Annotated in this window: 18 protein-coding genes; 9 read left to right on the top strand and 9 right to left on the bottom strand. The window is 66.3% G+C overall.

What is annotated here, in order from left to right; all coding sequences use genetic code 11:
• Window positions 1-153 precede the first annotated feature (153 nt).
• A complete protein-coding gene (mutM, locus tag AC3A43_RS10125) occupies window positions 154-966 on the bottom strand; it encodes a bifunctional DNA-formamidopyrimidine glycosylase/DNA-(apurinic or apyrimidinic site) lyase (protein WP_487793031.1) in 813 nt (270 codons plus the stop codon).
• A 93-nt stretch (window positions 967-1,059) separates the two neighbouring features.
• Between mutM and AC3A43_RS10120 the strand changes: the two genes are divergently transcribed.
• The gene (locus AC3A43_RS10120; RefSeq protein WP_487792419.1) at window positions 1,060-1,797 is read left to right on the top strand and encodes a class I SAM-dependent methyltransferase; all 738 of its coding nucleotides are present in this window, start codon (window positions 1,060-1,062) and stop codon (window positions 1,795-1,797) included.
• Window positions 1,794-3,344, top strand: a complete 1,551-nt coding sequence (ubiB, locus tag AC3A43_RS10115; RefSeq protein ID WP_487792418.1) for a 2-polyprenylphenol 6-hydroxylase — start codon at window positions 1,794-1,796, stop codon at window positions 3,342-3,344. Before AC3A43_RS10120 ends, ubiB begins: the two co-directional genes overlap by 4 nt.
• On the opposite strand, the gene AC3A43_RS10110 is transcribed toward ubiB, so the two are convergent.
• Window positions 3,337-4,356, bottom strand: a complete 1,020-nt coding sequence (locus AC3A43_RS10110; RefSeq protein ID WP_487792417.1) for a hypothetical protein — start codon at window positions 4,354-4,356, stop codon at window positions 3,337-3,339. The genes ubiB and AC3A43_RS10110 overlap by 8 nt on opposite strands.
• A gap of 160 nt (window positions 4,357-4,516) precedes the next feature.
• Between AC3A43_RS10110 and AC3A43_RS10105 the strand changes: the two genes are divergently transcribed.
• The 7 genes from AC3A43_RS10105 (at window position 4,517) to AC3A43_RS10075 (ending at window position 10,099) form a co-directional block, all read left to right on the top strand.
• The gene (locus AC3A43_RS10105) at window positions 4,517-5,644 is read left to right on the top strand and encodes a glycosyltransferase (protein WP_487792416.1); all 1,128 of its coding nucleotides are present in this window, start codon (window positions 4,517-4,519) and stop codon (window positions 5,642-5,644) included.
• Window positions 5,632-6,744 carry a hypothetical protein gene (locus tag AC3A43_RS10100; protein WP_487792415.1) on the top strand — a complete coding sequence of 371 codons (1,113 nt, stop codon included), beginning with the start codon at window positions 5,632-5,634 and terminating at the stop codon, window positions 6,742-6,744. The genes AC3A43_RS10105 and AC3A43_RS10100 overlap by 13 nt, the downstream gene beginning before the upstream one ends.
• 109 nt (window positions 6,745-6,853) lie before the next feature.
• Window positions 6,854-8,134, top strand: coding sequence for a bifunctional phosphopantothenoylcysteine decarboxylase/phosphopantothenate synthase (locus AC3A43_RS10095; RefSeq protein WP_487792414.1), 1,281 nt, complete (start codon window positions 6,854-6,856; stop codon window positions 8,132-8,134).
• On the top strand, window positions 8,097-8,645 hold the full coding sequence (gene dut, locus AC3A43_RS10090; protein WP_487792413.1) for a dUTP diphosphatase: 549 nt from the start codon (window positions 8,097-8,099) through the stop codon (window positions 8,643-8,645). The genes AC3A43_RS10095 and dut overlap by 38 nt, the downstream gene beginning before the upstream one ends.
• 4 nt (window positions 8,646-8,649) lie before the next feature.
• Window positions 8,650-8,997: a hypothetical protein gene (locus tag AC3A43_RS10085; protein ID WP_487792412.1), complete on the top strand. Its 348-nt coding sequence runs from the start codon at window positions 8,650-8,652 to the stop codon at window positions 8,995-8,997.
• A complete protein-coding gene (locus AC3A43_RS10080) occupies window positions 8,997-9,746 on the top strand; it encodes a HesA/MoeB/ThiF family protein (protein ID WP_487792411.1) in 750 nt (249 codons plus the stop codon). The genes AC3A43_RS10085 and AC3A43_RS10080 overlap by 1 nt, the downstream gene beginning before the upstream one ends.
• On the top strand, window positions 9,725-10,099 hold the full coding sequence (locus tag AC3A43_RS10075) for a DsrE family protein (RefSeq protein ID WP_487792410.1): 375 nt from the start codon (window positions 9,725-9,727) through the stop codon (window positions 10,097-10,099). Before AC3A43_RS10080 ends, AC3A43_RS10075 begins: the two co-directional genes overlap by 22 nt.
• Window positions 10,100-10,141: 42 nt before the next feature.
• Here the strand turns inward: AC3A43_RS10075 and AC3A43_RS10070 are convergent, their stop codons facing one another.
• The 7 genes from AC3A43_RS10070 to AC3A43_RS10040 all read right to left on the bottom strand — a co-directional run bounded on the left by AC3A43_RS10070 (window position 10,142) and on the right by AC3A43_RS10040 (window position 18,949).
• The gene (locus tag AC3A43_RS10070; protein ID WP_487792409.1) at window positions 10,142-10,861 is read right to left on the bottom strand and encodes a class I SAM-dependent methyltransferase; all 720 of its coding nucleotides are present in this window, start codon (window positions 10,859-10,861) and stop codon (window positions 10,142-10,144) included.
• The gene (gene prfB / locus AC3A43_RS10065) at window positions 10,861-11,988 is read right to left on the bottom strand and encodes a peptide chain release factor 2 (protein ID WP_487792408.1); all 1,128 of its coding nucleotides are present in this window, start codon (window positions 11,986-11,988) and stop codon (window positions 10,861-10,863) included. Before prfB ends, AC3A43_RS10070 begins: the two co-directional genes overlap by 1 nt.
• 72 nt (window positions 11,989-12,060) lie before the next feature.
• Window positions 12,061-14,586 (bottom strand): penicillin-binding protein 1A, encoded by a 2,526-nt coding sequence (locus AC3A43_RS10060; protein WP_487792407.1) that lies wholly within the window; start codon window positions 14,584-14,586, stop codon window positions 12,061-12,063.
• A 61-nt stretch (window positions 14,587-14,647) separates the two neighbouring features.
• Complete coding sequence (locus AC3A43_RS10055; RefSeq protein ID WP_487792406.1) at window positions 14,648-15,271, bottom strand: TetR/AcrR family transcriptional regulator; 624 nt, start codon at window positions 15,269-15,271, stop codon at window positions 14,648-14,650.
• Window positions 15,268-16,413, bottom strand: coding sequence for a DSD1 family PLP-dependent enzyme (locus tag AC3A43_RS10050; protein ID WP_487792405.1), 1,146 nt, complete (start codon window positions 16,411-16,413; stop codon window positions 15,268-15,270). The genes AC3A43_RS10055 and AC3A43_RS10050 overlap by 4 nt, the downstream gene beginning before the upstream one ends.
• Window positions 16,410-17,663 carry a D-arabinono-1,4-lactone oxidase gene (locus tag AC3A43_RS10045; RefSeq protein WP_487792404.1) on the bottom strand — a complete coding sequence of 418 codons (1,254 nt, stop codon included), beginning with the start codon at window positions 17,661-17,663 and terminating at the stop codon, window positions 16,410-16,412. The genes AC3A43_RS10050 and AC3A43_RS10045 overlap by 4 nt, the downstream gene beginning before the upstream one ends.
• A 65-nt stretch (window positions 17,664-17,728) precedes the next feature.
• Window positions 17,729-18,949, bottom strand: coding sequence for an N-acetylmuramoyl-L-alanine amidase (locus AC3A43_RS10040; protein ID WP_487792403.1), 1,221 nt, complete (start codon window positions 18,947-18,949; stop codon window positions 17,729-17,731).
• Between the last annotated feature and the right edge of the window lie 498 nt (window positions 18,950-19,447).

Raw genomic sequence — 19,447 nt, 5'->3', positions numbered from 1 at the left:
GGAGCGCAGCGTCACCGGAGCAGCCGAATCGCGCAAACAGGCGAATCAATGTCCGGATACGGCCGGTTCCGGAAACCCGGAGCCTGCTCGAAGGGTGCGCGCATAGCCAGCTTGGCCCATATGGTCAATGGTTTTCGTGGGCGATTGCCCCGATCAACGCTGACATTTGGGGCAGCAAAAGGTCGACCGGCCCGATTGCACGATCCGCACGATCGTCCCGCCGCATTCGCAGGGCTGGCCTTCGCGCCCATAGACGCGCCAGTCCTTCGCGAAATAGCCAAGGTCGCCTTCGGGGCTGAGGAAATCGCGCAAGGTCGAACCGCCCGCCGCGATCGCCGCGGCCAGCACATCCTTGATCGCGGGCACGAGCAGCGCCAGCTTCGCCTTCGACACGTCGGCCGCCGCCTTCGTCGGCGCGATGCGCGCCATGTTGAGCGCCTCGCAGACATAGATATTGCCGAGGCCCGCGACGATGGCCTGGTCGAGCAGCATCGCCTTGATCGGCGCCCGGCGCCCGGCAAGCGCCCGCGCCAGATATGCGGCGTCGAAAGCGTCCGACAAGGGTTCGGGACCCAGCGTCACGAACGCCGGGAAAAGCGCCAGCGGATCGCCCCTCACCAGGTCGACCGACCCAAAGCGCCGCGGATCGTGAAGGAACAATCGGTGCCCCGCGCCGGTTTCGAGCAACAGATGGTCGTGCTTGCCCGCCTCGCCGCCCTCGGTGCGCCAGCGCCCCGACATGCCGAGATGGAAGATCATATGGTCGTCGCGGTCGGTCGAGATCACGCCATATTTGGCGCGGCGCGAGAGGGTCGTGACCGTCGCCCCGGTCAGCCGCTGCGCGAGATCGACGGGAAAGGGCCGGCGCAGGTCGGGACGAAAAGTCGTGACCGCGGTCAGCCGCTGCCCTTCGAGGAAGGGCGCGAGGCCGCGGACGGTGGTTTCGACTTCGGGGAGTTCGGGCATATCGCGCATCGGGCTACGCGCCATTTGCGCGGGCGGCAAGGCCCGGCTAAAGGCCGTTCGACTTTACCTCTCCCCGCAAAAGGCGCGCGATCCATGGCCACCCCCGACACCGTCAGCTTCGGCTATGAACAGGTCCCCGCGGGCGAGAAAACCGCGATGGTCGGCGAAGTGTTCAGCCGCGTCGCGCGCAAATATGACATCATGAACGACGCGATGTCGGGGGGCATGCACCGCCTGTGGAAAGACCGCTTCGTCCGCCGCGTGAAACCGCGCGAGGGCGAGGCGATCCTCGACATGGCGGGCGGCACCGGCGACATCGCCTTTCGCATGGAGCCCTCGGGCGCGAGCATCACGGTCGCCGACATCAACCCCGACATGCTCGGCGTCGGCGTCGAGCGCGCGGCGGAGCGCGGCATCGACAGCCTTGTCTGGTCCGAACAAAATGCCGAGAAGCTGTCGTTCCCCGACCAGTTCTTCGACGCCTATACGATCGCCTTTGGCATCCGCAACGTCACCGACATCCCGGCCGCGCTGAAGGAAGCGCACCGCGTTCTGCGTTATGGCGGACGCTTTTTCTGCCTCGAATTTTCGACCAACGAATGGCCGGGTTTCGCGCAGGCCTATGACGCTTACTCGCACCGCCTCGTCCCCAAGCTCGGCAAGCTGATCGCCGACGACGAAGACAGCTATCGTTACCTCATCGAATCGATCCGCCGCTTCCCGCCGATGCCCGCATTCGCGAAGATGATCGGCGAGGCGGGCTTCACCGCGGTGAAGGTCGAGCCGATCCTCGGCGGCCTGGTCGCGATCCACAGCGGGTGGAAAGCTTGACCCGACCCGTCACCCATATCGTCCGCCTGCTGAAGTGGGGCCGCATCCTTGCGCGCCACGGCGCGCTGCGCGGGATCGAAAGTGCGCCGACGACCCCGCCGGGCGTCAAGCGGCTGTGCCGGATCGCGCGGCTGGGCACGATCCAGCCGAAGATCCCCGACTATGCAACCGCCTTTCAGGCGATCGGCCCCGCCGCGGTCAAGCTCGGCCAGACGCTTGCAACGCGCCCCGACCTCGTCGGCGAAGAGGCCGCGCGCAACCTGTTGAGCCTGCAAGATGCCCTTGCGCCGGTAGCGTTCGAGCGGATCCGGCAGGAGATCGAGGCGACGTTCGAAGTGCCGCTCGAAAGCCTCTACCGCGAATTCGATCCCGTCCCCGTCGGGTCGGCATCGATCGCGCAGGTCCACCGCGCGGTGACGATCGAGGGGCGCAAGGTCGCGGTGAAGGTCCGCCGTCCCGGCATCGACAAACAGTTCGCGCGCGACATCGAAACCTATGAATGGGCGGCCGCGCATCTCGAGGCGCTGGGCGGCGAAGCGACGCGCCTGCGCCCGCGGGAGGTCATCGCCAATTTCCGCCGCTGGACGCTGCGCGAGCTCGACCTTCGCCGCGAAGCCGCGTCGGCGTCCGAACTGGCCGACGCAATGGTCGGCGTCCCGACCTATGAAGTCCCCGCGATCGACTGGGACCGCACCGCCAGCCGCGTAATGACGCTCGACTGGATCGACGGCATCAAGATTTCGCATCGCGATGCGCTGATCGCGGCGGGACACGACATGGAGGCGCTGTCGGCGAACCTCGTCAACGCCTTCCTGCGCCAGGCGATCGCCGAAGGGTTTTTCCACGCCGACATGCATCAGGGCAATTTGTTCGTGAAGGCCGACGGCACGATCGCCGCGGTCGATTTCGGGATCATGGGGCGGATCAACCGGCAGGCGCGCTACTGGCTCGCCGAAATCCTCTATGGCCTGACCACGGGCAACTACCGCCGCGTCGCCGAAATCCATTTCGAGGCGCAATATGTACCCGCCTATCACAGCGTCGAGGAGTTTGCGACGGCGCTGCGCGCGGTCGGCGAGCCGATGCGCGGCAAGCCGGTGAGCGAGCTCAGCGTCGGCCAGATGCTCGACGGGCTGTTCGCGATCACGCGCGATTTCGACATGCAGACGCAGCCGCACCTGCTGCTGCTGCAAAAAACGATGGTGATGGTCGAGGGCGTCGCGACGATGCTGAACCCCAGGATCAATATGTGGAACGTGTCGGGCCCCTTCGTCAGCGAGTGGATTCGCGACGAACTCGGCCCCGAGGCGGCGCTCGCCGACGGCATCCGCGAACAGGGCAAGACGCTGGCGCTGATCCCCGACATCATCCGCCGCCTCGACGCGCAATTGCCGAGGAAGGGCGCAGCGCCCCTCGCGCCGCCGCTGCCCGAGATTCCGCTGATGTGGGAGAAGGGCGAGAAAAGGCGCTGGTGGCGTTATACGCTCACCGCGCTCGTTGGCGCGGCGGCCGGCGCGGCTGCGCTGTGGGCGCTGGGGATCAACTAGCGGTTATATCCTTGAGCGCGTCCTTCTCGGGCTTTTTGCCGAGGTTGCGGATGCGCCACACGACCACCGACAGCACGCCGAGCGCGCTGACCAGCGCGAGCAGCATCGTGCGCACGCCGCCAAGGCTGTCGGTCAGCCGCGACACTATCATGTCGAACCGGCCGATCGCATCGGCCTCGACATCGACCGCAATCATGCGGCTGTCGATCGTATCGAGCGGCTTGCCATTCTGCTCGGCGAGGCTTTCGACCTTCACCCCGAGTTTCAGCTTGCCGTCCTGTTTCGGCGAGACGGTCCAGTCGAACGAGAGCATCCGCGACAGCCCGCGCTCCTTGCACTGGCGCGCCGGGCCGTTCAGTTCGAACTGCGATGCGAGCAGCTCGGCACAGATCCACGACCCGAGCCGGATGTCGACGGTCTTGACGTCGCCGGCGTCGGTCGCGCTGTCGACAACCTGCGCCGAGACTTCCCTGGCGCCGATTACCAGCTTCACCGGATAATCGCGCCCCATGTCCATCCGCCGCGGCGGGTCGAAGGCCGCAACGCCGGTCTGCATCGTCGCCAGCAGGCCCGAATAATTGGCGCATTCTTCGGGGGTCGTAAGCCCGCCGAGCTGCGGGCAGGCGATCTTGGCGACACCCGGATTGCCTGCGGCACCTGCGGCGGAAGCGACCCTATGCGCATCCTCCGTCGCCCCGGCACCGGCCGCCGGGACATTGATATGGCCTTTGCGCGCGGCTTCGACCTGTTTCTTTGCCTGCGCGACGGCGGCCTTGGCTTCTTCATAGGCGCGCATGGCTTCCGCGCGCGCCGACTGCTGTTCGCTTGCCGCTCGCTGCGCCATCGCCGCCTCCTGTGCGGCGCGATAAGCGGCCGCGCGATCGGCGTCGGCGGTGGAGGCCGTTTCCTGCGGCGCTGGCGGAAGATCCTGCGGTGCCTTTTTGGCATAACCGCACCCCGAAAGCGCAAGCGTCGTCGCGAGCACAAATGCCCCGCCCCAAGCCTTGTTCATTTAGCCCCCCATGCCCGAAGGCGACCCCTGCGCCATGAAATTGCATGCTTATAAGGCCGCGTCCATCGGCGGACGCTTGGTTACCGGACATTTACCTTAAATCGTTAAGGCTTGACCTCGACCAACCCCGGACGTGAAATCCGGACAAAACCGAGGTTTCATGCGCCACGACACCCTGATTGCCGACGCCATTTTGCCCGTCGATGCGCTGCCTCTCGAGGTGGCGGTCGTGGTGCCGACGCTCAACGAAGCCGCCAATGTCGAGAAATTGATCGCGAAACTCTCGGTCGTCCTCGCCGGGCGCGGCTGGGAAGTCATTTTCGTCGACGATAATTCGCCCGACGGAACGAGCGAGCTGGTGCGCCGCATCGGCCGCGGATCGCGGCATGTCCGCATCGTCCAGCGCGTCGGCCGCCGCGGCCTGTCGTCGGCGGTCGTTGAGGGTATATTGGCCACCGCCGCGCCGATCGTCGCGGTCATGGACGGCGACCTCCAGCACAGCGAGGACGCCTTGCCGCAGCTGATCGATGCGATCGCGGACGGCGGGGCCGATATCGCGGTCGGCACGCGCTATGTCGCGGGCGGCGGGATCGGCGAATGGGACAAGGACCGCGCGCGGATGAGCCGCCTTGCCACCCGCGCCGGACAGATCGCGCTCGGCACCGACGTGTCGGATCCGATGAGCGGCTTTTTTGCAGTTCGCCGCGATGCGTTCGAACGCGCGCTACCGCGCCTGTCGGCGATCGGCTTCAAGATATTGATCGACATATTGGCATCGAGCCCGACGCCGCTGAAGGTCGCCGAAATCCCCTATCAGTTCCGCACCCGCGAAGCCGGCGAGAGCAAGATCGGCGCGCGCGTGATCGCCGAATATGCCGAATTGATCGCCGACAAGACGATCGGCCGCTTCGTGCCCGTCCGCCTGCTCAAATTCCTGATGGTCGGCGGGCTCGGCGTGTTCGTCCACCTTGCCGTCCTGCGCACGATCCTCGGCACCGGAAGCGCATTTCTCACGGCGCAGACCAGCGCGGTGATGATCGCCATCGCCTTCAACTTCTTCCTCAACAACAGCTTTACCTATGCCGACCGCAAGCTGAAGGGCTGGCGCCTCCTCGGTGGCCTTGCCAGCTTTTATACCATTTCGGCGCTCGGCGCGGTCGCCAACATCGGCATCGGCACGTGGATGGCGGGGCACGACGAGCGCTGGTGGGTCGCCGGGGTTGCGGGCGTGCTGGTTGGCGCAATCTGGAACTTCGCCATGTCGTCGGCGCTGACGTGGCGCAAATGACGACGGCGGCGCCGGGCTGGAACCGCTTCGCCGGCGTTTCGCGTCCGGTTGCCGCTGCGGTGCTGGCGCTGCTCGCGCTGCTGATGGCGTGGGGCATGACAAGCGGCGCCGGCCCGGCGCATATCGAGGTTGCAAAACCGACCTCGATGCACTTCGACGGGCTTGTCGGCGACCATGCTCTCTATGCCCGCATCGCGCAGCGGGTCGCGGCGGGCGAGCCCTATTATGCCACCGCCGCCGCCGAACATCGCGGCGGAAACTATCCGCTGCGCCCCTTTGTGACGGTCCGCCTGCCGACGCTCGCCTATATCGTCGCCGCGCTCGGCGAGCAGAAGACGATGCTCCTGCTCCTCCTTACCGGCGCGGTGGCCATACTTGCCTGGTACCGCCGGCTCCGGACCGACGCCGACCTGCCCCGCTACGCCGCGATCGCCGCGCTGTTCGTCGCGGCGAACCTGACGCAGCTTGCCGCGCGCCAGTGGCTGTTCATTCACGAAGTCGCGGCCGGGGTGCTCCTCGCGCTCGCGCTCGCCTTGTACCGGCCGTCGCGGTCATGGATGACGATGGCCGTCCTCGCCGCCGCGCTGGCGATTCGCGAGACTATGTTGCCCGTCGCGATGCTGCTCGGCTTTTTCGCGCTGATCGACCGCGACTGGCGTGCGGTCGCCGGCTGGCTGGCGATCGGCCTGTGCTTCGGGGCCGGCATCCTCGCGCATATGGCGGCGCTGGCGGCGGTCACGACCCCCGCCGACGCCGTAAGCCAGGGCTGGAACGGGCATGGCGGCTGGTCCGCCTATCTGTCCTTTGTCCAGGCCGCATCGCTGCTCCGGTTTTTCGAGGGCTGGGTGGGCGCCGTGCTCGTCCCGCTCGCACTGCTCGGCTGGGCCGCGTGGCGGTCGCGGCTCGGGCTCGTCGGGTTGCTGGTCCAGATCGGCTATGCTGCGCTGCTGATGGCCTTTGCGCGCCCCGCCAATTTCTATTGGGCGATGCTCGTCACCCCAACCCTGTTCATCGGCCTAGCCTTCGCACCCGCCGCACTCGTCGCCCTCGCTTGTTCGCTGCGCCCGGCAAGGATCGCGATTCGCGCCGCGGCGGTTTAGGCGTCGGCTTGAACTGGCGCCCGGAAGCGCATAACTGAGGGGCGAAGGAGACGGCGATGAAACAACCCCTGTCGATCGCCGCCCGTCCCGGGCCGGCCTGCCACCGCTGATGGCCGCCCCACGTATCCTGCTGATCGTCGGCGGCGGCATCGCCGCCTATAAAAGCATCGAGCTGGTTCGCCTGCTCCGCAAGGCGGGCTATGTCGTGCGATGCGTCATCACGCGCGCCGGTGAGCAGTTCGTCACGCCGCTCACGCTCGCAGCGCTTTCCGAGAACAAGGTCTATACCAATCTCTTCGACCTCAAGGACGAGGTCGAGATGGGGCATATCCAGCTGAGCCGCGAGGCCGACCTGGTCGTCGTTGCCCCCGCGACCGCCGACCTGCTGGCCAAGATGGCGGCGGGCATCGCCGACGATCTGGCAACGACGCTGCTGCTCGCGACCGACAAGCCGGTACTCGCCGCGCCGGCGATGAATGTCCGCATGTGGCTGCACGCGGCGACGCGCCGCAATATCGCGACGCTGCGCGGCGATGGCGTCATCGTGATGGAGCCCGGCGAGGGCGAGATGGCGTGCGGCGAATATGGCCCCGGCCGCCTGCCCGAGCCTGCGGCGATCAAGGCGGCGATCGACGCCGCGCTCGCCAATGCACCGACGCCTGTTTCGCTGGCCCCGCCCGCCACGCTGGCGGGTCAGCCCGATTTTGCCGACGAGAATCATCGCCCGCTCTTTGGGCGCCGCATCCTGATTACCGCCGGTCCGACGCACGAGCCGATCGATCCGGTGCGCTATATCGCCAACCGGTCGAGCGGGAAGCAGGGCTTTGCGATCGCTGCTGCCGCCGCCGAAGCCGGTGCCGAGGTGCTGCTGATCGCCGGCCCGGTGCCGCTGCCGACCCCGCCGGGCGTGATCCGCGTCGATGTCGAGACCGCGGTCGAAATGACGGCCGAGGTTGCCAAAGGCCTGCCCGTCGATGCCGCGATCATGGTCGCGGCGGTCGCCGACTGGCGCGCCGCCGACCCCGCGGGCCAGAAGATCAAGAAGGACGGCAGTGGTGTCGTCCCCCCGCTCGCGCTCGCCGAAAACCCCGACATCCTCGCCGGGCTCGCCAAATCGCCCGACCGCCCGGCCTTGCTGGTCGGTTTTGCCGCCGAGACCAACGACGTCCTCGCGCATGCGCAGGCAAAGCTCGCGCGCAAGGGATGCGACTGGATCGTCGCCAACGACGTCGCCGCCGACCCGATGGGCGGCGAAAGCAACCGCGTGCATATCATTAGCAAAGACGGGGTAGACAGCTGGGACCGGCTGCCCAAAAACGCCGTCGCCCACAAATTGATGGAAAAGATCGCCGATGAGCTCGATACCCGTGCACCCCTTGAACGCGATTGAAATCGCCATCCAGCGCCTGCCCAACGGCGGCGGCCTGCCCCTGCCCGCTTATGCGAGCGACGGGGCGGCGGGCATGGATGTCGTCGCGGCCGAGACGCTGACGATCCGCCCCGGCACGCGCTACGCGGTCGCGACCGGCTTCGCGATGGCGATCCCGGTCGGTTATGAGGTGCAGGTGCGCCCGCGCTCGGGTCTCGCGCTCAAACATGGCGTTACCTGCCTCAACACGCCCGGCACGATCGACAGCGATTATCGCGGCGAGGTGAAGGTGATTCTCGCCAATCTTGGCGAAGAGAGTTTCGAGATCAAGCGCGGCGACCGGATCGCGCAGCTCGTCCCCGCCCCCGTTCAGCGCGCGGCCTTTGCCGAGGTCGAAACGCTCGACGAGACCGAACGCGGTGCGGGCGGCTTTGGGTCGACCGGGGTTGAAAGCGATGCGGTCGACGAGACCGCGAACGCGGCCGGCCTGGCGTCGCTTTCGGGAATAAAGACGCGGCGATCGGGCGAATAGGTTCGTGGCCGCCAGCCTTGCCCTGCTGCTGCTGGCCGGAACGACGCCCGTCAAAGCGGAGCGACCGTTCACGAACGCGCTGACGCAAGAGAAATTCATCGCACGACTGGGCGACAATCTTGGCGAGCATGAGGATCAACACTGCCAGGGCGGCGAATATGATCTTGCAATCGGGATGACGCTGCCGCCGACCGGCGAACCCCGCGACATCCGGATCGCGGGGCCAGACTGCGCGTGGCAGCGCATCGCCCATGTCCGGAAATGGCTGACGGCCGCGCCGCGGTCCTATTTCAAGCCGGTGAAGCGCGTGACGCGGTTCAAATTCAAAGTCGCGATGCGGCGTCCCGACTGATGCTCAGCGACGCCGAACTCGATCGCTACGCCCGCCAGATCATCCTGCCGGCCTTTGGCGGCGCGGGTCAGGCCAGGCTGAAGAACGCGCACGTCGCCATCATCGGCGCGGGGGGCATCGGCTGTCCGGCGATCACCTATCTGGCGGCGGCGGGGGTCGGCAAGCTGACGATCATCGACCATGACATCGTCGAACTGTCGAACCTGCAGCGCCAGCCGCTCTTCACCGATGCCGATATTGGCGCGCGCAAGGCTGAGGTGGCGGCGGATGCCGCGCGGCGGATCAATCCGCATGTCGACGCGGTTGCGACTTTCGCGCGCCTCGATGACGGCAATGCCCAGGCCCTGCTGGCAGGGGCGAACCTGATCCTCGACGGATGCGATAATTTCGACACGCGGCTTGCGGTCAACCGCGCCGCCGTCGCGTTACAGGTTCCGCTGCTCAGCGCCGCGATCGGCGCCTTCGAGGGGCAGGTTGCGCTTTACGACGGCTGGCGCGCGGGTCACGCCTGTTACGCATGCCTCGTCGGCAGCGATCCCGACCGCGAGGGGATTAACTGCGCCGAAACCGGCGTGATGGGCGCGCTCGCGGGAATGATCGGGACGATGGCGGCGCTGGAAACGGTCCGTGCATTGACCGGCTGGGGCTCGTCCTTGACCGGGCGCCTTGCAATCGTCGATATGCTCGACCGGCGCTGGCGCGAGGTCGGCGTGCCCGAGGACCCGCTATGCCCGACATGTCGAGCCTGAACATCATCGTTGCGGTCGCCGAGGGACGGCGGCTGTACGCGGCGCTTGAGGCGGGGATGGCGATGGCCGCGCTGGGGCGCCCGGTGCGCATTTTTTTGCAGGGCGAAGCCGCCGCGCTGCTCCGCGATCCCGTGTCCTTCGCCGGCGACGAAGCGCGCCGCGCCGCGGGTCAACCCGACCTTGCGTGGATCGTCGAGGAAGCGATCGCGATGGAGATCGCCTTGTTCGTCTGCCAGTCGGGCATGGCGCTCGTCGGCATGGCAGCGACCGAACTGGTGCCCCATGTTCGTGCCGGGGGTCTCGTCAGCTTCCTCGCCGATATCGGCGCCGAGGATCGTTTGGTCGTTTATTGATATGTTTATCCTCGCTGCCGCGCAGCGATGGGGAGTAAGCAATCACGGATTGTCGCAAACCTTGATCGCGTCGGCATCGGGCCGTTTGCCCTCGGGCGCAAAGCGCGCCAGATAGCCCCCCGCATGCTGCTTGTCGTCGTAGGAGACAAGCTTGTATCCCACCGCCTCGAACTCGCAGACGAGCAGGCGGAACGGCGTGCCATGTTGCGCGATCGGACGATCGCCATCGACGACGAGCACCTGCCCGCCCTTGCGCAGCGCCGGGCGCAGGCGCCACAGAAAGGCGTAGGGCTCGCCGATCTCGTGATACATATGGACCATGAAGACGCGGTCGAAACTCGCCGCGGGCAGGCGCGGATCGTCGACAGCGCCGAGTTTCAGCGAGACATTGTCGAGCCGTTCGCGCGCGACGCGGTCGGCAAGCCGCTCGATCACCTCGGGCATGATATCCTGCGCGAGCACACGCCCGCCGGCGCCAACCCGCTGTGCGAGGCGCACGGTGTAATATCCGTCGCCCGCGCCGATATCGGCAACGGTCATCCCCGGACGCACGTCGGCCGAGTCCATGACATCCTCGGCCTCGTTGACACGGTCGCGCGCTTCCTCGGTCGACCATTTGGTCGAGACGGTCGGCGCCACCGGCCGGTCGGCGGGCGGAAACTCGCGCGCGGTTTCGGTCCGGTCGCTGCCATCGTCCCACGGCGCATCGCAGCCGTTCAGCAGCGGCAAAAATGCCAGCAGGACGACCGCGGCGCGCTTCATCAGTCGATATCTTCCACTTCGACCTTTTCGCCGGTCACCTTTTGCGACAGCGCCGCGGCCATGAAGGGATCGAGCGCGCCGTCGAGCACGTCGGACGGTGCGGTCGAGGTCACGCCGGTGCGCAGATCCTTCACCAGCTGATAGGGCTGGAGGACATAGGAGCGGATCTGGTGGCCCCAGCCGATCTCGGTCTTCGCCTGATATTCGCCCGACGCCGCGGCTTCGCGCTTTTGCAGCTCGGCCTCGTACATCCGCGCCTTCAGCATCCCCATCGCGGTCGCGCGGTTCTTGTGCTGCGACCGGTCGTTCTGACTGGCGACGACGATCCCGGTCGGGATGTGCGTGATGCGCACCGCCGAATCGGTCGTGTTGACGTGCTGGCCGCCCGCGCCCGAGGCGCGATAGGTATCGATCTTGAGGTCGCCTTCGTTGATGTCGATTTCGATATTGTCGTCGATCACCGGATAGACCCACACCGACGAGAAGCTGGTGTGGCGCCGCGCCGAGCTGTCATAGGGCGAAATGCGGACGAGGCGGTGGACACCGCTTTCGGTCTTCGAATAGCCGTAGGCGTTCTCGCCCTTGACCAGCATCGTGGCCGACTTGATGCCCGCCTGTTCGCCCGCCTGATATTCGACCAGCTCGACCTTGAATCCGCGCTTTTCGGCCCAGCGACTGTACATGCGCTGGAGCATTTCGGCCCAGTCCTGGCTTTCGGTGCCGCCGGCGCCCGCATGGACTTCGATATAGGCGTCGTTGGCGTCGGCCTCACCCGCGAGCAAGGCCTTGATCTTGTCCTCTTCGGCGCGCGCCGCGAGAACGCCAAGCGAAGCCACGGCTTCGTCGGCCAGTGCGTCGTCGCCTTCCATCTCGGCCAGCTCGATCAGTTCGGCGGTGTCGGCGCATTCGGTTTCGATCGAACGCGTCGCGGTGATCGCCTCGTCGAGGCGGCGACGCTCGCGCATCACCTCCTGCGCAGCGCGCGGGTCGTTCCACAAAGTCGGGTCCTCGACCTTCGCGTTCAATTCGTCGAGCCGCCGCACCGCGCGGTCCCAGTCGAGGAAACGCCGCAGCAGCGCCAAGGCGGCGCCAATCTTGTCGATATGATCCTGCGCTTCGGCGCGCATGTCCTTGCTCCTGAAATATGTTGATCCCGCCCATACGGCCTCGCGAGCCGCAGGGGAAGGCGGTGCGCGGCGTCAGATGATGCCGCCGCGGTCGTCGAGGAAGTCGCTGTCGGTGCGTCCGGTCGATCCCTTTTGCGCTGCACCGCCGGTCGCCCGCCGCTGCGTCTTGATCGGCTTGATTTCCTCTTCGCGGATCGTCCGGCGCGGTTCGCTTTCAGGCTTGAACGCTTCCCAGATAATCGCGGCCTTCGGATCGCTGCCCGGCCAGCTGCCATAGACGCGGCGCCCCGACTGGCGATCGATTCGCACCATGCGCACGCCCTTCGGCGCCGTGAAAGGAATCGGCTGGCTGTCGGCGAGCGATTCTTCGAAGAATTGCTTGAAGATCGGCGCGGCCATGCTGCCGCCCTGTACATAGCCGCCCATGTTCCGCGGCTGGTCGAAGCCGATATAGACGCCCGCGACGACATCGGGCGTCCCGCCGACGAACCAGGCGTCCTTCGGACCCGAGGTCGTGCCGGTCTTGCCGAAAATCGGCACGCCCAGATCGCGCAGCCGTACCGCGGTGCCGCGCTGGACGACGCCTTCGAGCATGTGGACGACCTGATAGGCGGTCATCGGATCCATCAGCTGCTTGCCCGACTTGGCAAAGCGCGGCATCGGCCGGCCGTCCCAATCCTTTTTGTTGCAGCCCTCACACGGCTTCCAGTTCGTTGGGAAAATCACCTTGCCGCGGCGATCCTGCGCATAGTCGATCACGCGCGGTTTCAGCTCGCGGCCATGGTTCGCGAGCATCGCAAAGGCGTTGGTCATCTTTTCGACCGTCGTCGATCCGGCGCCGAGCGCGGTCGACAGATAGGGCTCGTGATTGCCGATCCCCATCGTCTGGATCGTTTCGACGATCGGTTCCATGCCAACCTGGCTCGCGGTGCGCACCGTCATCAGGTTGCGCGACTGTTCGAGGCCCCAGCGCATCGTATGTTCGCCTGACCCGCCACTACCGCCGAAGTTGCGGAAGCATTTGTTGCCGAGGCTGGCGCCCTGATAAACGCAGAAGGGCCCGTCGACGATCATCGTCGCAGGCGTCATGCCATTGTCGAGCGCGGTCGCATAAACGAAGGGCTTGATCGTCGAACCCGGCTGGCGTTCGGCCTGCGTCGCGCGGTTGAATGGCGACAGGCGCACATCGAAGCCGCCCTGCATCGCATAGATGCGGCCCGAATGCGGGCTTTCGGCCATGAAGCCGCCCGACACCTCGGGAATATTGCGAAGACCATAGGACGAGCCGCCGGTCGATTTGACCGCAATCAGGTCGCCCGGGCGCATCGCCGAGAAGGCGCTGCCGCCCGTCTTGCGATAGATCAAGGTCGCAGTACCCGCGGGAAGCGTGCCGGTCGTGCCATCGGCAAAGCCGATCTGCGCCGCGCCCGCCGATTTGGAGATGACCGCGGCGATCCGCCAGCCGTCGTAATCGATGCCGATGAAGCTCGACGCGAGGCGGCTTTGCCACTGGTCGTCGGCCTCGATCGTCGCGATCGGTCCCGACCAGCCCTTGCCCGCATCGTAACGGATGAGGCCGCGGCGCAGCGAATTGGCCGCCGCCGCCTGCATCTTTCCGTCATAGGCGGTGCGGACCCACAGGCCGCCAGCATAGACGCTGTGCGGCCCCTTGTCGGCGGTTTCGCCAAACTGGCCGATCAATTGCCGCCGAACTTCTTCCATATAATAGCCGCCGACCTGCGCGATCGCGCGGTTGCCGGTGTCGGTGAGACCGAGCGGCATCGCTTTCGCCGCATCGCGCTGCGCCGCGGTGATCCATTCGTTGCGAAACATTTCGTCGAGAACGAAATTGCGCCGCCCGATCGCCTTTTCAGCGTTTCGGGTGCGGCCATAGGTTTCGGGCGCTTTGGGCAGGATCGCGAGGAACGCCATTTCGTGCAGCTGAAGCTGGTCGACGTCCTTGTCGAAATAGGCGCGGCTCGCGGCTTGCACCCCGAAGCTGCGGCGGCCGAGCGGGATTTCGTTGAGGTAGAGCTCGAGAATCTGTTCCTTGGTCAGCGCATCCTCGATACGCGTCGCCAGGATCGCCTCGCGAATCTTGCGCGTATAGCTGACCTCGTTCGTCAGCAGCAGATTCTTCGCAACCTGCTGCGTGATCGTCGAGGCGCCGATCGGACGGCCGCTGTTGCTGAGGTTGGTGATGATCGCGCTGACGATGCCGGGATAGTCGATGCCGCCATGGCTGAAGAAGGTGCGATCCTCCGCCGCCAGATAGGCGCGGACGAGCAGCTGCGGATATTCGCTATATTCGAGCTGCACGCGCCGTTCGCGCGCATAGCTGTGAACGGGCTTGCCCTCGCCGTCGCGAACCATCGTCGGCAGCGGCGGCTCGTAATCGCGCAACTGGTCGACCGAGGGCAGGTTGCGTGCGAACAGCACCCAGACCAGTGCGAGGAAGAGGATGCCGGCGAGCGCAGCATAACCGAGCCAGCGGAACCAGCGCCGTGTCCACATAGCGCCCAGCCATGCGATGACGGCATTGCTGTCGCGGCGCAGGCGCAGGCGCAGGCGGAAATCGGGCGGACTGTCAGCGGCCATATGCCCCGCCTCTAAAGCCTGTGTCGCCGAAAGGGAAGCATGCTTGCGGCGAGGCGCGCGATCAGACTTTTCCGGTCAGGTCGAGCAGCGCCAGGCGCAACATCGACGCGACTTCGGCGAGCACCGCGCCCGCCGAAACACGGTCTTCCTCATAGAGCATTTCGTCGGCCGCGAAGCCGAGTTCGACCGCGAGCCGCAGCCGCGACCACAAGGCGTCGCGGTCGATGGCGGGCAAGTGCAGCGCACAAGCGTCGGTGAGCCGGCCGGTGACATGGCGATGCGATTCGAGCCGGACATGAACGAGTTGCGGCGACGCGTGCAGCGCACGCAAGATCCACACCGCCCCCGGTTCGGCGCGCGTCACCGCGGCATTTTCAGCCAACAGGTCGCCGATATGGTCCGCCATGGCGGCAATTCCGGCCGGCGCATGACGCGCAATCCACGCCTCGAGCACCGCATTCTGGCGCTCCATCATCCGCCGCCCGAGCGCCTCGATCACCGCATATTTGTCGCCGAAATAGCGATAGAGCGCGGGCGGGGTCAGCCCGGCGCGCGCCGCGATCATATTGGTCGAAATGCGCTCGATTCCGACCTCTGCCAGCAAATCGCCCGCGACGTCGAGCAGGCGGGCTTGCGTCTGGCGCGCGCGCGCCTGCTGCGGCGGTCGGCGGGCGGCGAGCGTCACCGCGCGCGACCGCGGGCGCTGACCGGCCAGATGTCGACGAGCGTGCCACCCGTCACGATATGATAATGATCGTAGAGGTTCACCGTCGGGTCGCAATGCGGCACCGTCAGGCTGACCGGATCGCCGGGTTGGAGCTGCGTTCCGATTTCGGGCGCAATCAGCGCGGCATGCTCGTCGCCCATGAACGCGAAAAAGGCGGTTTCGGGCGCGCCGCGCTGAACCACCGCAACGCCGCCGTCGGTCGACAGCGATTTATACCCCGCGTCGATGGTGACGAGGCCGCTGTGGTTGGCGCTGACGACGCGCGCGTCGACCGCCAGCGCGACCTCGAACGGCGGTTCGCCGTCGCCAACAAGGTCGCAATCCAGATATTGCTTGTCCATAAAGACATAGCTGCCCGCCTGAAGCTCGGTAAAAACACCCAGTTCAAGGTCGATCCGGTGCGTTCCTGTGCCCGATCCGGTGACGATGCCCGGCACGAAGCCGGCGTCGATCAGCGCGGCAATGACCTGCTGTAGATAGGCAGTGCGCTCGACGATCGCGGCCCGGCGATCGGCATAGCTTTCGATGTGCTGCTGTGAACCGCAATAGAATTGCACGCCGCGATATTCGAGGTTCGCCGACTTCGAAATCGCCCTTGCCAGCGCAACCGCGGCCTCCGCCGACGCCACGCCGGTGCGCGCGATGCCGGGATCGATATCGATGATCACATCGAGCCTTGTTTCGCTAACCGCCAGCGCCGCGTCGATGCGCCGGGCGACGTCCGGATGATCGACCACCGCCATCAGCCCGTCGGCCCGGGCCGCGAGCGCGGCGAGGCGCATGATCGCGGCAGGGGCGGCAACCGGCGAGGTGATGAGGATGCCCGTGACGCCGCCCTCGGCCAGCACCTCGGCCTCCCCGATCTTCGCGCAGCAGATGCCGACCGCTCCGGCCGCTTTCTGACGCTGCGCGATATCGACGCTCTTGTGCGTTTTCGCATGCGGGCGGAGCGCGACGCCATGGCCGGCCGCAAGCGCCGCCATCGCCAGGATATTGCGGTCGAGCGCGTCGACGTCGAGGACGAGGACCGGCGTGTTGAGATCGGCGCGCGATCCCTGCCGGCCGATCAGATGGTCGTGCAATTCACGGTCGGTCGTCATGCGAACAGGCTTTCCAGATGGGGGTTGAGAAATTTTCCGTGCGGATCGGCGGCGCGGCGCACCGCGGTGTAGCGCCCCGCCATCGGATAGAGCGCCGCGACATCGGCGCGATTCAGGGCATGACGCTTGGCCCAATGCGGCCGGCCGCCAGCCCCGCGAAAGATCGCCTCGGCGTCGGCGAACAGGTTCTGCCAAGGCATTTTGGCATATTGGTGCATCGAAATTGCCGCAACCGGTCCGGCGTTCATCGGGCTCATCCAGATATCGTCGGCCGCGACGACGCGATATTCGAAGGGGAAGGTGACGGGCAGACGCCCGCGCCGGATCCAGCCGACGACCTCTTCCAATGCTTCGAGTCCGGCGGCGCGCGGCATTTCATATTCCATCTCCTCGAAACGGAGCGTCCGGTCGGAGGGAAAGATGCTGTGCGCGGGGCCGCGGCGGCGGCCTGAAATGCCGCTTTTCATCATCAGCCGCTGCAACAGAGGCGTGAGAAAGGGAAGGCGCGCCGAGATGTCGAGGATGCGGCGAAAGGTCGCCTCCTCCATATCGGTCGTGGTTGGCGGCCGGTCGCACGGATCGCACGGGTCGAGCGTTTTCAGGATCACATGGTCGCTGTGCGGAAAGAACCAGAATTCGACATGGCGATGCTGCCGCGTCAGCTCGTCATAGCTTTCGCGCACTTCGGCCCAGCGACGCTTTTCGATCCGCTCGGCGAGGTGAAAGGCGGGCACGACCGCGACCTCGATCTCGGTCGCGACACCGAACAGGCCGAGCGACAGGCGCTGCGCCTGGAACAGGTCGGCGTTGGTGTCGGCATCGCACCAGCGTGCCTCTCCGTCGGCGCCGACCAGCCGGAAACCGCGCGCGAAGGTTGAAAGCGAACCGAGATCGACGCCTGTGCCATGGGTGCCGGTCGCCATCGCGCCCGCGAGTGATTGCGGATTGACGTCGCCCTGATTGCTGAGCGCCAGCCCTTCCTCCCACAGGGCGGCGGTCAGCCGGCGGATGCTCCAGCCCGCAGGGATGCGCGCGGTCCGGCGGTCCGCGGCAATGTGAATCGCGCCCGCGATATCGTCGAGGCTCACGATCAATTCGCCCGATTCGCAGAGCGGCATGAAGCTGTGCCCGGCGCCGGTGGCGCGCAGCTTGTGCGCGCTGCGGACGAGCGCCGCGAGTTCATCCTCGCTTTGCGGCCGTGCCAACGCGGCGTTCGCGCTGACGCTACCCGACCAGTTGCTCCACGCCATGCCTCTCTCCCACAGCCAGCCCGGCAAGGCTGTCTGCAACAGAAAAGTTAGTCAAGACTATATTATCAGCGCGCCGCGATCTGCCGTGCGAAATGGATCTGCACCGCGTCACGCACCCCGCGCGCAACCTTTTTCTGGCCCGCGGACGACGCGAGGAACTCGCTATCGCTCTTGTTCGAAATGAAGCCCGTTTCGAACAGGACGGACGGAGTGTCCGGCGCCTTCAGCACGATGAACGACGCGAAACGGTGCGCGGTGGTCCGGAATTTGACGTCGCCCGACGCCTCGCGCTGGAGAAGCCGCGCGAAGTCGGAGGCAACATTCATTGTCTCGCGCTGGGTGAGGTCGAGCAGGATCGCCGAGACATCGCCGTTGTGCGCGCCGAGGTCGACACCATTGATGATATTCGCCTTGTTTTCACGCGCCGCCAGCCGCGCCGCCTCGCGGTCGGAGGCGACTTCGGACAAGGTATAGATAGACGCGCCGTTGGCGGTTTCATTCTCGGCGGCGTCGGCGTGGACCGAAATGAACAAATCGGCCTTCAGCCGCCGCGCGATGCCGAAGCGTTCTTCGAGCACGAGGAAGCGATCGTCGGCGCGCGTCAGCGCAACGCGCACGCGGCCCGAAGCGAGCAGATCGGCGCGGATCGCGCGCGCGAGCGCAAGAGTGATGTCCTTTTCGCGCTTGCCGCTATGCGGGCTGATCGCGCCAGGATCGTGCCCGCCGTGGCCCGCGTCGATCACGACGAGCGGCAGGCGGCTGTTGCCGGGTCCTTCGATCCGCGGCAGCGCGACCGCGGGCTTCGGTTTGCCGATCGGGACGGTCACGCTGTAGCGTTTCTCGGGCCGCTTGGCGCGAAAACCCGCAGGCGGCTGCAACTGCGCGCGCGGTCCGCGCGATGCGCGTTCGAACTCGTCCGCGGACACCGGACGCAGGTTGAAGGTCAGGCTGCGTCCGTCGGCGGCAAAATGCGCGCCCGACACGATGGCGGGGCGCGCCAGATCGAGGACAATACGCGTGGTATCGGCGTTCGGCTGCCCCTGCCGCACCGCGCGCACCAGTCCGGCGCGCGCATTTGCGGCCTGCGGCGAGCCGCCCGCCTGCGCGCCCGCGATGTCGAGCGCGATGCGATCGGGGCCCGCAAGAACGAAGGACGACGCACCGGCAACGAGGCCGTCGAAACGCAGGATGATGTCCGAATCGGTAATTTCGACCGCGCCGATCTGCCCCGCCAGCGCTGCCGAAGGGGATGCGATCATGCCAAGCAGGACGAGCAGCAGGCTCATGGCGCGTCTATGCCGCTCGATGCGCATAATGGTCCAGCGCTTATTGAAAAACATGAGGCCCCCGGCGACAGAATGTCGTGAACCTTGCATTAGCCATCATGGGTCAAATGGCCGTCAACCGGCAGGGTTAACAGTCGATTCAGTATGTTCGATGCCGCAGGTTTTCTTGCAACACATGCCCGCCGTCCTATCTTTGTGCGGTGGTTGTGGTTGCCGTGGGCACATGCCGATGCTAGCACGCCATCACTGACGGTGTCGTTCCCGGTGCCGTCCGGCCTTTTGAGGGGAAGGCCTGCTCCGCGAATCTGCGGATCATGGCCGCCTTGGTGCCGGACATGCGGGGAAGGGCGACCTGCCGTCAGTCCACCCGGTTGACCGGACAGCCGGGGCGTTCGCACCATGCCCGCCCCGTCCGCCCGCTCACCCCGTAACAGGTTGATGCCGCATGAGGCTTGCCATGCCCTCTTTGAATCCCGACGCGGGCGCTTTCGCCCCGGC

The sequence above is a fragment of the Sphingopyxis sp. Soil_C_28 genome, from assembly GCF_057657055.1.
This window is presented reverse-complemented; position numbering and strand designations above follow the sequence as displayed.

Coding starts and splice junctions, on each gene's coding strand:
- mutM (WP_487793031.1), bottom strand. CDS start 966: ATGCCCGAACTCCCCGAAGTCGAAACCACCGTCCGCGGCCTCGCGCCC.
- AC3A43_RS10120 (WP_487792419.1), top strand. CDS start 1,060: ATGGCCACCCCCGACACCGTCAGCTTCGGCTATGAACAGGTCCCCGCG.
- AC3A43_RS10110 (WP_487792417.1), bottom strand. CDS start 4,356: ATGAACAAGGCTTGGGGCGGGGCATTTGTGCTCGCGACGACGCTTGCG.
- AC3A43_RS10105 (WP_487792416.1), top strand. CDS start 4,517: ATGCGCCACGACACCCTGATTGCCGACGCCATTTTGCCCGTCGATGCG.
- AC3A43_RS10095 (WP_487792414.1), top strand. CDS start 6,854: ATGGCCGCCCCACGTATCCTGCTGATCGTCGGCGGCGGCATCGCCGCC.
- dut (WP_487792413.1), top strand. CDS start 8,097: ATGAGCTCGATACCCGTGCACCCCTTGAACGCGATTGAAATCGCCATC.
- AC3A43_RS10080 (WP_487792411.1), top strand. CDS start 8,997: ATGCTCAGCGACGCCGAACTCGATCGCTACGCCCGCCAGATCATCCTG.
- AC3A43_RS10075 (WP_487792410.1), top strand. CDS start 9,725: ATGCCCGACATGTCGAGCCTGAACATCATCGTTGCGGTCGCCGAGGGA.
- AC3A43_RS10070 (WP_487792409.1), bottom strand. CDS start 10,861: ATGAAGCGCGCCGCGGTCGTCCTGCTGGCATTTTTGCCGCTGCTGAAC.
- prfB (WP_487792408.1), bottom strand. CDS start 11,988: ATGCGCGCCGAAGCGCAGGATCATATCGACAAGATTGGCGCCGCCTTG.
- AC3A43_RS10060 (WP_487792407.1), bottom strand. CDS start 14,586: ATGGCCGCTGACAGTCCGCCCGATTTCCGCCTGCGCCTGCGCCTGCGC.
- AC3A43_RS10050 (WP_487792405.1), bottom strand. CDS start 16,413: ATGACGACCGACCGTGAATTGCACGACCATCTGATCGGCCGGCAGGGA.
- AC3A43_RS10045 (WP_487792404.1), bottom strand. CDS start 17,663: ATGGCGTGGAGCAACTGGTCGGGTAGCGTCAGCGCGAACGCCGCGTTG.
- AC3A43_RS10040 (WP_487792403.1), bottom strand. CDS start 18,949: ATGAGCCTGCTGCTCGTCCTGCTTGGCATGATCGCATCCCCTTCGGCA.